6 protein-coding genes are annotated in these 12,472 nt (G+C 43.2%); all 6 read right to left on the reverse strand.

The genetic code is table 11. The features are described from left to right. Positions 1-5,535 (reverse strand): hypothetical protein (locus tag KF820_03490; protein MBX3457408.1); only part of this gene is annotated, 5,535 nt, incomplete at its 3' end. A gap of 491 nt (positions 5,536-6,026) precedes the next feature. Further along, entirely contained in the window at positions 6,027-7,901 is a 1,875-nt protein-coding gene (ftsH, locus tag KF820_03495; protein MBX3457409.1) for an ATP-dependent zinc metalloprotease FtsH, read from the reverse strand. A 125-nt stretch (positions 7,902-8,026) separates the two neighbouring features. Then, on the reverse strand, positions 8,027-8,782 hold the full coding sequence (locus KF820_03500) for a hypothetical protein (protein ID MBX3457410.1): 756 nt from the start codon (positions 8,780-8,782) through the stop codon (positions 8,027-8,029). Positions 8,783-8,860: 78 nt separating this feature from the next. Next, positions 8,861-10,687 (reverse strand): glutamine--fructose-6-phosphate transaminase (isomerizing), encoded by a 1,827-nt coding sequence (glmS, locus tag KF820_03505; GenBank protein MBX3457411.1) that lies wholly within the window; start codon positions 10,685-10,687, stop codon positions 8,861-8,863. Next, the gene (locus tag KF820_03510) at positions 10,688-10,846 is read right to left on the reverse strand and encodes an HTH domain-containing protein (GenBank protein MBX3457412.1); all 159 of its coding nucleotides are present in this window, start codon (positions 10,844-10,846) and stop codon (positions 10,688-10,690) included. Between the two features lie 226 nt (positions 10,847-11,072). Continuing rightward, positions 11,073-12,413, reverse strand: coding sequence for a bifunctional UDP-N-acetylglucosamine diphosphorylase/glucosamine-1-phosphate N-acetyltransferase GlmU (gene glmU / locus KF820_03515; protein MBX3457413.1), 1,341 nt, complete (start codon positions 12,411-12,413; stop codon positions 11,073-11,075). Positions 12,414-12,472 lie beyond the last annotated feature (59 nt).

The following is a 12,472-nucleotide window of genomic DNA, read 5'->3' on the forward strand; positions in this document are numbered from 1 at the left end:
TTTTGGCGCATGCCCGGATGAGTTGAGTTTTTCCTCAACGTTGGCAAGAGCGCCGTTCATCATGTATTCGCTGACAGCCTCGGCCATCATGGCACCACTGGCTGCTCCCATGATGCGTTTTCTGCGGTCGGCGCCTTTGACATGATCTAGGCGAGCCGTGGCGGCAGAGGTTGCGGCTGCCAAAGCACCATGCATGATCTTGTGGCTGACATAATCAAAGACGTTGCCGTCAAGAATCGTCCCTTTGCGCCACCCTCCGATTTGTTTTGCACCAAAGCGAGCGGCGGTGCTGGTCACAAGCTCAAGGCCGATACGGCGGGCATTGACGCGCCAGTCCCCGTCGATGATACCGCGGCCTAGATAGTCACTTAAGGTGGTATTGAGCGATTCCATAAAGGCACTTTGTAAGGTCGCAACCCAGGTTGCCCCCTCAGCAACACCCCAATCGCCATCCAATAAGAGTTTTCCGACATAGGAACGGCCGATTGATTTTAGACCTTCCTTACTGAAGGTTTTTTTCATACCTTGGACAGGATCACCGCGGGCTTCGATTGTATTGATGGTAAGATTCGTTAGGATGGTCGTCAAAATACTGAGTGTGCCACCCGAGATACAGCTCATGATAATACTAACGACAATCTTAGCAACGGCGGACATGCCTTCTTGGTGCATGTACATGGTGTCGTGGCGTTCGTCCACATAAATGCGGATGATATCGTCACGCTTGTCCATTTCGTGCAGCCATTCGTAACCCGATGCCGTCGGCAAATCCTTGAGGCGACTGCGTTCCGTTGTTTTAGGTTTTTTACCGCCGGTTGCTTCGGTATGGGAATATTTCTCGACTACGAACTCAACGCAGATTCCATCGGCCGCTTTGATGATCAGGCCTTCTTCTTCATCGGTCTGAAAGCGACAGAACTGACGGTTTTCATGGTAAGCAACAGACTGAGATGTGGATTGCCAGGCTGCATCTTCCGATTGCTTTTTCATGGACTCGTAATCATAGCCCAAGGCTGTCAGGAGATTAATGCGACCTTGTTTGGATGTAAGGTTAATCGTTTTCCCTTCCATCTCACTGGCATAAAGGCTGAGACCTTCGTCGCCTTCTTTGACAATGGCATCACCAGCTGTGGTTTTAGAGACGTTAGGGGTGCCCGTTGATCGTTTGGTTTCTTTCTTTTTCTTTCCGCCACACCGTCTTGATTTCTTAGTATCGGTAACTGTATGGGTAGACGTTGCTGCAGCTTCGACAGCTTGCCCGTGAGTTCGGCACGTTGATTTATTTTTTGCTTTTTTAATCAACGCATAATCAACAGAGTTACCATCGGTTTCGAGGTCGATATCACCAACTTCAGGTGAATCGGCGAAGATATCCTCCGGATTGAATGTTGGCTCTGGTTCTGCAAAACTAACCGTTTTTTTCTGGCGTTGTTGAAGCTTTGCCCGACGCGGGTTTTTCAACGCACTTTTGAGTTCAGGGACGGCCTTATAGGCAGCCTCGTCCCATGTGTAACCAGATGGTTCCGTTGTGCGAATGAATTCCGGGTGTGGGTGATAGGGCTTGCGCGCTGGCGGCGCATCCTCTGCGGGGTCAACATCTTCGACAGTGACACCGCCTTCGTATTCCTTGCGGTTTGGATTAAAGGGGGTTGGTCCTTGTGGTTTAGTCTTGGTTTGAGCTGTGGGCTTTGCCTGAGTTTGCTCATTGCCGGATGGGGTATCAGCAGCGGGACGGGTATTGCCATGGGCATGCAAATGGGTTGCATGCTGATCGGTGCGTTCCTCATGGATTGTGTGTTTTTTCCGATAGGTTGTGTTTTCTGAATGCAATTCAGTTGTGCCAAACTCGCGGTAGCCACCGACCTTTACACCAATGCTGGCGGCAGAAACAAAGGTTCCGTTCAAAACTAGATTGGCAAAGCTAACGAGTAATGCCGGGCCATATTTACTGGTAAAGCGCATGTCATCTTTAACGATATCCGTATAACCATTCGCATGGTAAATACGATGGGCAAGGGTTTCTGCTTTAATGTTTTTGCCTTTGGCGGCAACACCATCATCGCCCGAAATATCCGTGTTGGATGCTTTAATATCGCTTTCTGACTCAAGAATAGTCGTTGTCTCGGCATGGACAGATCCACCTGAATAGGTTTGGTCCCCCTTTGTTTTGATGTGTATTTTTTCCCCAGTGACATCACCGGATCCTTGTTTTTTGTTTATGGCATCCGGGGAGATATAGAGCTTAAGGCGGGGTTGCAATCGCTTGTTAATTTCAATGTGTTCCCAAACAAGAGCGGTGATTTGCTCTCTGAGGCCTTCGGCAATTTTACGGCCATTTTTCTGAAGAAATTTGATCAGATCTGTTCCGGATACAGTGCGACCGTCTTCCAGTCTAAGATAAGACTGGCCAATGGCGTGACTAAGAAGTCTGTAGACGAAATAGTCGGGGTTTAATCCACCAAGCGCCTCTTTGACTTCATCGCCTTCAAGACAGGTCTCACCCATAAATGCAGCCGCGGCTGGATCACTCTTGGCATCTTCGATCATTTGACTGATGTCAAATTGCAAGGTGCCGAACTTATGGCCTGTGCTGCGTCCGCCCAAACAACGAGAGGCAAAGGAATCCAGATCAAGGTTGATTGTCCGGGCATTGATGGCACCAGAGTTATCAACACTGCCACCGACAACGACCAAGTCTTCGCCGACTTTCATCGTTGCAAGGGTGACGGGGGTGCGGTTGGGAGTCTGTAGCTTATTGAATAATTTACACAATTGATTGCGAGAAAAATTTTGTAAACCAGGAACTCCTTTTAGAGGGATCTCTGTGTTGTTCCATAAAAGACTTTTAGCTACCAAAACATTGCTATATTGGTTTTCAAAACCATCAAGGAAAAGAAAAAGAGAACCCATTGTACTTAAATCAGCAGCATCTGCTTGTTCTAAATAATAAGACATATCGGCTGTCGCCTTAAATTTAATAAGGTCAGGTCTCGTTTGTAGATAACGTTTACCGCGTAAAGTTATATCACCATAGGACATAATGACGCCGGATAGGTTTTTAATTAGGTCTTTGACAACAAATTCAATGCCGCCAACTGATAAGATTTGACCATAATGAATCAAAACATCGGATTCGGGAGTTTCTAGTTTTAATTTGCCGTGGGATTTGACATACGATCCGTTTAGGTGTTTTTTTAAATAATTTGGATAACGAAGTCTATGTCCATATACCTGAGCCTTCACATCCGCCTTGGCGCCTTCTTCCCCAACCAGGATCGTTCCTGTTTTAGATTTGATACGCCCGTCTTGACGCATTTCGATTTTACCGAATCGAATGTCGACATCTTGATCAATCTCGAGGTCCATCCCCCCTTCGGCAATTTTAAGGTCTCCGAGGTAATCATTACTCTTCCCCATCGAATATGTGCGGATATTGCGACCAGACATGGATCCTTTGGCAATATTGAAAAGGGCTTGGATATGCAAGGACTGGATGTTAATAAATTGAGGATTATTGATTGTCAGACTGGATCTAAAGAACCAGAGACGCTCAAAATTCTGAAAAATAATATGATCCGCAAAGGTCCAATCTTGGGTTCGAGCGATGTCAGAAAATTGCCCGCCTTGCCCATCAATGATCAGGTTATTGACAGCAAAATTCGTAAACAACTTTGGATCCATGGCTTGCGTTGTTCCGGGCAGAATCATCGTATCTTCGACGATAACTTTACCGTTCCATGTGCCGATTTTATATAAGTCTTGCTCTGGTACGCGATATGTTCCTTGGAGTCGTAATGTCCCTTTTGTATTTTTCAGGCGTAAACCTAACCATCGGTGAATTTCAGAACCAACTTCCGGCGCATCAACACTGGTGATTAATTCTCCTTGATTGTTCAATGCATAAATCGGAGATTCGTAGTCCAGAGATTTTAGGATTAAACGCATTGTCCCCCTGTTCAGGATTTCGCTTGATTGTATCGTGACTGGCCCCAGATCAACCTTGCCTTTGGATATCAATTCAGCATGGTCTAGATGTGTCTGGTCTGATTTCAAGATGCCATTATCCTGAACTGTAATTTTACAATTTACCGGTGCTAAATGTTCTGTTTCAACGATCCCGGTCACATCCAAATGACGGTGACTCTGCAAGGATTGCATCGACCATTCCCCAGACTGAAGGATCGTTCCTTCTGCAGCTTCAAAAGCTAAGGTTTTGACCTCAATTTTTGTTTTTGGACATGTTTTAAAGCTTTTGACTGCTCGGCCAATAACTAAATTATCACCTGATAATGTTCCTCCCATTTCCGAGAAATAATGAACCGTGATCAGGTCAGCAATACACACACCACTTGACGAAAGATGGCCGCCCCCCATGATATGTCGCGCGGCCATCATTCCTTTGTTTTTGTAATCTTCAAGGATAAGAATGAAATCTCGTTCATCGCGAATGGAACCATGATTTTCGCCATTCTCGAGAATCATGCCGTCAGCAGAGGTGATTGCCCCATAGTTCTTAACACCTGATAATAAGACTGTTTTTGCATTGATATCACCATCGTTCACAAATTTATCTGTGCCGGCATCAATATTAATGTCGCCTTTACTGTTAAGTTTGCCGGAGTTAACCCCCTCACCCTTGACATCAAGATCTAACGATTGATCTGTTTCAATGGTTCTGATGTTGGCAAAGTTACCTGAGACCTTGGCACCCATTTCTTGTGTTCGGATAGCACCATCGTTAATTAGATCTTTTGTTTCAATATGCAGGTTACCCCCGGAAATATTAGCTTTATTTTCAACAAGATTTGCCCGCAAAATATCATGGCGACCCTGTAAATTTAGGGTTCCGAGGTTATTTAGATCACCGCCGCCTAAGTCCCAAACCGCGCCATCCATAATTGTTGGTTGTGCTGCGTTAACTAGGCAGCCTTGGTTTAGCGTCATATGTCCAACAGTATCTTTTTCGCCCCCGTCATGGATCAAAACACCGCTTTTGGGGTTTGTTAAGGTTGCGACTAAATTGTTGACGGTATTGCCGCCCATTAACATAACACCCTCAGATTTTGTAATCAGGTGGTAATAAGAGCAGTTATGTAATAACACGGCATTAGCACCGCTGATCTTAACAGCTCGTGTTGGATCTATCTGTTTTGCCGAATCTAAAATGACGTTGCCGTGAAAATCAACCCGAACGATTCCAAGGTCTTTGAGATCCCATTTAAAGCCAACAACGGTGTTATTTTCACAAACCCAACCCATATATAAATCCGGCAGTTGTCTGGGTTCGGGCAAAAGGCTTGGATTATAAACGGTTTTTTCCTCAATAATTTTGCGTGTGCCAGCAGAGCGATCTTTTTCAATAAGATTGAGCGTAACTCTGTCAAGTGTTCCGTCATGGCGAAATACCGGTGCCACTTTCAGCTTTGTTGTGAGTGTCGGAAGAACAACGGAATCCATCGCAAAGGATGAGACGATTGTCATTTTGACATAGGAGATCAGCACCAAGATATTGATAATTTTACGAAAACTAAACATAGTTACCTCAAAATAAGATCCCCTTGAGCCATAACCCAAGGGGATGCGGAAGAACAACAAAACTGCCTACAGGATTGACGGTCAAAATTTAGCGGTTGCTAAAATTTTATTTATCAGTCAATTCAAAAACTTAGTGATTTTTTTAACAACTTGTTAACTATTTTTCAAGAGCTAAAATCGTGTTTTTTTGTGTTTTTGACACTTTTTTGTACTTTTTTTAAAAAAGCCCAAAAATTCCATAATAAATTTTATAAGGAATAATTTTTGCCCCTAAAAGTCATTACGTCCGTTGTGATAAATATTTGTAAAACTTTAGTTTTTTAAGGCAAATAGCACACGATTTTAAAGAAGATATTTTTGAGAATTTTCTTTATTAGGGTTATAGAAAAAAATCCGTGCTCCCTACTTAAGAAGTTCGGAGCATAGTTTGTTAAAAACTCTTCCTTCTAAACCAAGGATACGGACTTTTTTAGGCTTTAGATTATCTGACCTCAGACATCCAGAGTAACTTCAGGAACTGAAGATCGTTTCTTAGGTTTTGTTTCAGATATAACTGGCTCAGGTTTTTTACCTTCTTCAAGCAGCACTTTAATGTCATCACCACTCAAGGTTTCATGATCCAAGAGTGTTTTGGCTAAAAGCTCAAGTTTTGCCTTTTTCTGAGTCAACAACTTGGTCGCCGCTTTATAACATGTATCCAAAACAGCCTGAACTTCCTCATCAATAATTTGTGCTGTCCGTTCTGAAATTTGCTTACGCTGCGTTAATGCCTGCCCCAAGAATACTTCTTGCTGCTGCTCGCCATATGCTTGGAAGCCAAGCTTTTCACTCATCCCCCATTCGGTAATCATGCGACGGGCAAACTCAGATGCCATCTTAATATCACTGGATGCCCCAGTCGTTACTTTGTCTTCACCAAAAATCATTTCTTCAGCAATTCGACCACCCATAGCCACCTTAATATCCGCTAAGATTTTTGCACGCGACATAGAAATGCGATCCCCTTCGGGCAGACGCATCACCATACCCAAGGCTCGACCACGCGGGATAATTGTTGCTTTGTGAATCGGATCTGAATCTTTTTCGTAAAAAGCAATGACCGCATGCCCCGCCTCATGATAAGCTGTCAACCGCTTTTCATCATCGGTCATGGCCAAAGTACGACGTTCAGCACCCATCATAATTTTGTCTTTGGCTTGTTCAAAATCACTCATATCCACAGCCAATTTTCCACGACGTGCTGCCATCAATGCGGCTTCGTTGACAAGATTCATCAAATCAGCCCCGGAAAACCCTGGGGTGCCGCGCGCAATAACGCGAACATCAACATCATTGGAAATTGGTGTTTTGCGCATATGGACTTTTAGAATTTTTTCACGACCGTTAATATCCGGGTTGGGCACCACAACCTGACGGTCAAAACGACCAGGACGCAACAAGGCCGGATCCAAAACATCCGGACGGTTTGTTGCAGCGACGATAATAACACCTTCGTTTTCCTCAAATCCATCCATTTCAACTAATAACTGATTTAAGGTTTGCTCACGTTCATCGTTACCCCCACCAAGGCCAGCACCACGATGGCGACCAACGGCATCAATTTCGTCAATAAAGACGATACATGGTGCATTTTTCTTGGCTTGTTCAAACATATCGCGAACACGGCTAGCACCAACACCAACAAACATCTCAACGAAATCGGAACCCGAAATACTAAAGAACGGGACGTTGGCTTCGCCCGCAATAGATCGAGCCAACAGCGTTTTACCTGTACCGGGAGGCCCCACCAATAAGACACCACGTGGGATGCGCCCGCCAAGGCGTTGGAATTTTTGAGGGTCCTTGAGAAAATCAACAATTTCTTCCAGATCAGCTTTGGCTTCGTCAATCCCAGCCACATCATCAAAGGTAACCCGAACAGCTTTCTCGCCCATCAGACGTGCCCGTGACTTACCAAACCCCATAGCCTTATTCCCACCCGACTGAATTTGACGGAATGAAAAAAAGGAAAACGCAATCAATAATAGAATCGGCAACCAAGACAAGAAATAATGAATAAAAGAGATATCTTCTTCAGGTTTGTCATATTTAACTTTAACCCCCTTGTCGATCATCTTATTGGTCACAGCAGAATCATAAGGGGCATATGTCATGAATTGATGATTATCAGTCATTGTTCCAATAATTGTATTCCCACGAATGACAACATCTTTAACTTTGCCATCATCAACATTCTTAACCATCTCGGAATAAGCGATTGGCATAGCCTGTGAATGAGTCCCCGCCCCCGGGATCATTTGAAAGATAGAAAACACCAGCATTGCAACCAGTGCCCAGACAATCATATTTCTGGAATTATTGTTCATTGGTAACCTCCAGCACAGTCAAAACGACCCAAAAATCTTACTTACCCCCAGTTTACACCAATTCCAATAAAAAAGGGCGGTTTTTTTCATCCGCCCTTCTTCGTTTAAAATGAGTTAATCAAAATCTAATTTAGCGTATCATTAACAGACGCAGATCGTTCACGCCTATGTTTTTTCTTTTTCTTCTTAGGCTCAGTACCAATTTCCACAATCTCATCGGATGATGATGAGGATGCTACAGTTGAGCTGCTCGCAATGTCACTTCCTAATTTCTGAGGAACATCATTCGTTCCTAATCGAATATGGTTCAACGTTCTTTGTTTACGTAATAAAGACCGCCTTTCTTGCTGTTGTGGTGTTAACTCTGTCACTAACTTCTTTTGAATATACTCAATTGTGAAATTATAAGGGAATGGGGCTTGCTGAGTTCCATTAACATCAACTGTACTAATTAACTGATATTTCAAAATAGCTGATGATTCAGTTTTCTGATACCCCATATAAAGAATAGCAACAGAACCTGAACTAACAACGTCGGCTAATTTCGCATTTAAACGACGAGCTGCATACAGGTAAAAACACTTATCATTATTTGACGTTATTGGAGAGGTATAATAACTGTAACCTTTACCATTATTTTTTTCAGCATCATAGGTTGGTTTATAGCGAGCATCAAACTTACTTTTCTCGACAAAAACCCTAAGTGTTGCTAGGCTTAATGATTCAGGATTATCCAATAATAATGGAGGAATCTCTTCTTGAGAAACATCTAGCTTGAGTTTTTTAACAACACCATGATAAGGGCTTATCATATCATCTGCAGAAAAAACTGAACCACAGAAGATAATAGCAACAAATAAAGACAAAATATTTTTATTCATAATAATCAAAATTCTCAAATTAATACTTAACGATAATTGGGTATGAATGAGAAAAAAATCAAGATTATTATTGGGAAGTCACTCAACAGTCACTGACTTAGCCAAATTTCTTGGCTGATCAACATCTGTTCCCCGCAATAATGCCGTATAGTACGACAGTAGTTGCATTGGCACTGCATACAAAATCGGTGCGGTGATCAAATGTGTCACTGGCATTTCAACAATCTGAGTTGGAATTTGATCTTTTTGAATATGCTCCCGGCCAATTCGATCTGTAAAACAAATAGCAATCCCGCCCCGAGCGATAACTTCTTGCAAATTCGATAAGGTTTTTACCATCCACTTATCAAATGGCGCCAGAACAATCACCGGCATCAACGCATCAATCAATGCAATCGGGCCATGCTTCATCTCACCGGCAGCATATCCTTCAGCGTGAATATAGGAGATCTCCTTAAGTTTTAAGGCGCCTTCCATGGCAATGGGGAAACTCGTTCCACGCCCCAAATATAAAGCATCCCGAGCAGGTTTCAGCATTTCAGCAACTTGTTGATAGTCAGATTCTTTTTGTAGAATCCCGTATAGTTCATTCGGCAAATTCAAAAGTTGCTGAGTATGCTCTTTTGCTTCAACTTCACTCAAGACACCGCGTTTAATTGCAGCATCTAGACAAAGGGTTGCAAGGACAGCCAACTGACAGGTAAATGCTTTGGTTGACGCGACACCAATTTCAGGACCTGCTTTGGTATGGAACGAATAATCAGCCAAACGATCCATACTACTTTCAGGAACATTAACGACAACTATTGTTGTTTGTTCCATTTCTTTAGCTTGTTTCATCGCTTCCAAAGTATCGATTGTCTCGCCTGACTGAGAAATAAACAAGGCTGCCCCACCCTTTGGCAACGGCGACTCTCGGTAACGGAATTCAGATGCGATATCAACTTCAACAGGCAGTTTCGCGATCATTTCAAACCAATACTTAGCAACCGCTGTGGAAAAATAGGATGTACCGCAAGCAATCATCGTAATTTTTGTGATCGCATTCCAATCCACATCAACCGGAAGTTTTAACTTTTCACTTGTCGGATCAATCAATGATTCTAAAGTTTCTTTAACAGCTGTTGGTTGCTCAAAAATTTCCTTTAACATAAAATGGTCATAGCCACCTTTAGTAACTGCATCCGCATTTATGGATATTGTTTTAGCAAGACGTTCAACAGCTCGATCCTTTTCATCAAAAATTTGAGTTTCCGCAGATGTGATCACAGCATAATCACCTTCTTCAAGGTAACACAATTGTTTCGTCCAAGGCGCTAAAACTAAAGCATCAGAACCAATGAATGTCTCGCCATCACCAAAACCAATGACCAGGGGACTGCCACGACGGGCAACATAAAGTGTATTCGGTGTGTCTTTAACCAAAACAGCAAGAGCATAGGCCCCATGAAAATCTTTAAGAGATGCTCTAAATGCTTCTAAAGGCGACATTCCTTGAGATAAATAGTCTGTAATCGTGTGGGTAATAACTTCTGTATCGGTTTGGCTCGCAAACTTATGCCCTTTTTTAATCAAAGCATCCTTTAAATGGGCATAATTTTCAATGATCCCATTATGAACAACAGCAACCTTATCAGAAACATGAGGATGAGCGTTAACTTCACTTGGCACACCGTGAGTTGCCCAACGCGTATGCCCAATCCCTAAATTTCCGGAAATTGGAGACGCATCAAAGATAGACTGCAAAGCAACCAGTTTCCCCTGAGCTCGACGCACACATAGCTCACCAGATTCCAAGGTTGCAATCCCAGCTGAATCATAACCACGATATTCTAGACGCTTTAGACCATCGATCAAGCGTTGCGCTACAGGTTCTTTACCTAATATTCCTACAATCCCACACATTTATTTTTCCTGTTTCCGGTCCGTATCTATAACGACATATCGGCCATTTTTTAAGGCACCTTCATATCGAATATAGTTACGTTCCTGTAAATCTTTTATATCACGACGCGCTGTTTTTTCTGTTACATTCCAGTATGTCGCAATATCACGCGCACTTATCTTTTTTACCTTCCAAAATACAGTTTACAAACCATCTTTGTCTATCATTTAATTCTTCATTTATAGGGACATTTGGCACTAAGAATGTCTCATGTCGTCTAAATATAACTCTAATAACCGACCCTAATTCCCGCCACTCTGGTGTCGGATACCCCTTATCAAAACAGTATGAGACAACCCGATTGTAGCAGCTTCCCCACTTGTAAGTCCCCCATCCCCAACATAGCTATCCTTTTGTTTTTTTCAACTCAGCTGCTGTGGTTCTAAAATTCTTTGCCCAAACAGGTTTATTGGTTTGTTGTTGACGGGCAATTCCCAAAGAATGTTCCGGCACATTATCCGTGATCACACTACCAGCCGCGACAATTGCCCCTTCTCCGATGTGAACAGGCGCCACCAAGGATGTGTTGCTTCCAACAAAAGCATCATCACCAACAAATGTGGCAGATTTATTAAACCCATCATAGTTACACGTAATCGTACCAGCACCAATATTAGCACGCGCCCCGATTTGCGCATTCCCCAAGTAACTCAAATGCTTAACTTTAGCCTTTGCGCCTAAAGTCGTATCTTTAATTTCAACGAAGTTACCAACCGCCGCTTGCTCCCCAATGACTGCCCCAACACGCAAGTGAGCAAAAGGCCCAACACTCGCCCCTGCATTTACCGCGCAACGTTCCATGTGGCAAAATGGCAAAACCGTCACTTCATTGCCAACAATAACCCCAGGTCCAAATGTTACATGCGGATGAATAATCGTATCCTTACCCACAATCGTATCGTGGGAAAAATAGACCGTATCCGGATCTAATAAAGTAACACCACTCAACATCATCCGTTGACGCCAACGTTTTTGCATGATTTGTTCTGCTTGTGCTAATTCTACTCGGTTATTAACACCATTAAGGGTTTCGGGTGCCGGTGTTTCAACATAACGCGCCGTAAACCCATTTTTCTGACTCAAGCTGATACAATCCGTCAAATACAACTCACCAGCCGCATTATCCGCAGATAATTGCGGGATCAACTGACTTAAAATTTTAACCGGTGCTAAATAAACACCCGCATTACATAGATTGATCTCGCGTTGTTCCTGTGTCGCATCTTTGTACTCCACTATCTGACTAACCACATCATCTTGAGTGATGAGTCGACCATATTGACGCGGGTCGTCCACGCGCATGGCCAAAACAAGCAAGTCATCCGGACAATTCTGACGTTTCTCAAAAAGAGGTTGTAATGTCTCAAACTCAATTAAGGGAACGTCGCCACTCAAGATCAATACATCTTGAGAATCATCCGTAATAGCCCTTAGAGCAACGCGCACAGCATCACCCGTTCCTTGCGGATTTTCTTGGACAACAACATCAATTGCGCGACCTGATTTTAGTTTTTCTTGATCCAAATAAGGAGAGGCAACCACGACAACTTTATCCATCTGCATGGTTTGCGCCAAATCAATCACATGATGAACCATGGCCTTGCCCCCCAGTGGGTGCAAAACTTTCGGCAAACTAGAGTTCATCCGGGTTCCCATACCCGCTGCAAGAATAATCGCTGTTGTCATATTAATCCCAATGTTTTGTGACTTAATTTATATATAGCATATAGGTATACCTATCGCAT

Source organism: Candidatus Paracaedibacteraceae bacterium, from assembly GCA_019636055.1.
GTDB lineage: Bacteria > Pseudomonadota > Alphaproteobacteria > Paracaedibacterales > Paracaedibacteraceae > Paracaedibacter.

Coding starts and splice junctions, on each gene's coding strand:
- glmS (MBX3457411.1), bottom strand. CDS start 10,687: ATGTGTGGGATTGTAGGAATATTAGGTAAAGAACCTGTAGCGCAACGC.
- glmU (MBX3457413.1), bottom strand. CDS start 12,413: ATGACAACAGCGATTATTCTTGCAGCGGGTATGGGAACCCGGATGAAC.
- ftsH (MBX3457409.1), bottom strand. CDS start 7,901: ATGAACAATAATTCCAGAAATATGATTGTCTGGGCACTGGTTGCAATG.
- KF820_03500 (MBX3457410.1), bottom strand. CDS start 8,782: ATGAATAAAAATATTTTGTCTTTATTTGTTGCTATTATCTTCTGTGGT.